This window comes from Amphritea pacifica, assembly GCF_016924145.1.
GTDB classification, from domain to species: domain Bacteria; phylum Pseudomonadota; class Gammaproteobacteria; order Pseudomonadales; family Balneatricaceae; genus Amphritea; species Amphritea pacifica.
The window spans coordinates 1-790 of sequence record NZ_JAFFZO010000087.1 but is presented as its reverse complement, the minus strand read 5'-3'; the positions used below and the strand labels follow the sequence as shown (position 1 = coordinate 790).

At 47.0% G+C, this 790-nt stretch carries 2 tRNA genes and 2 rRNA genes; all 4 read right to left on the bottom strand.

The window, feature by feature from the left end:
- Nucleotides 1-81 (bottom strand): 23S ribosomal RNA (locus tag JW499_RS21525); the annotation flags it as partial.
- 274 nt (nucleotides 82-355) lie between these two features.
- Nucleotides 356-434 (bottom strand) — tRNA-OTHER (locus JW499_RS21520).
- A 48-nt stretch (nucleotides 435-482) separates the two neighbouring features.
- Nucleotides 483-559: transfer RNA gene (locus JW499_RS21515), tRNA-Ile, on the bottom strand.
- 167 nt (nucleotides 560-726) lie between these two features.
- Nucleotides 727-790, bottom strand: a 16S ribosomal RNA gene (locus tag JW499_RS21510); the annotation flags it as partial.

The window sequence follows — 790 nt, the reverse complement described above, 5'->3', positions numbered from 1 at the left end:
CCGAACCTTATCGCAGGTTACCACGTCCTTCATCGCCTCTGACTGCCAAGGCATCCACCGTGCACGCTTAGTCACTTGACCATATAACCCAAAAGGGTCTGTCAAAGTCACTGATAAAACTTCATTGTCATCTAAGATGACGCTGAAGTAACGATACATTTACGCCGGATTAGCGCTTGTACATATTTCTCGTTTTGTTACAGGATTCAATTGTTAAAGAGCGGATAAAGCTAAAAGCTTTAAAAGATAAACATCAGACCGATGTGTATGTTTTAAGACTTTCAGACGAGCAACCAGATAATTCAGTAGCTGAGTATAGCCCCGGATAAGACTATTTCTTACAAGACCGGGCAAGTTCTGAGTGGACTTGAACCACCGACCTCACCCCCTTCTTTTAAACCAAGAGTGGGGTGCGCTCTAACCAGCTGAGCTACTTTCTTCAGTTCTAACTAACCACCTACTCAAGCTATTGCCAGGGAAAGTGGTAGGCCTGAGTGGACTTGAACCACCGACCTCACCCTTATCAGGGGTGCGCTCTAACCAGCTGAGCTACAAGCCTATTTCATAACCTGTCTCTTGCCGGCCTGACCTCACCCACTCTCTTTAAAAGCGGGGGTTCGCTCAAACCACCTAAGCTACAAGCCTTCAATCGGTCAGAACCAATGTGCTCTCTCTATCAGTGATCAGATAATTCGTGTGAACGCTTGCTAAGAATCCGCTATCGTTTAAGGAGGTGATCCAGCCCCAGGTTCCCCTAGGGCTACCTTGTTACGACTTCACCCCAGTCATG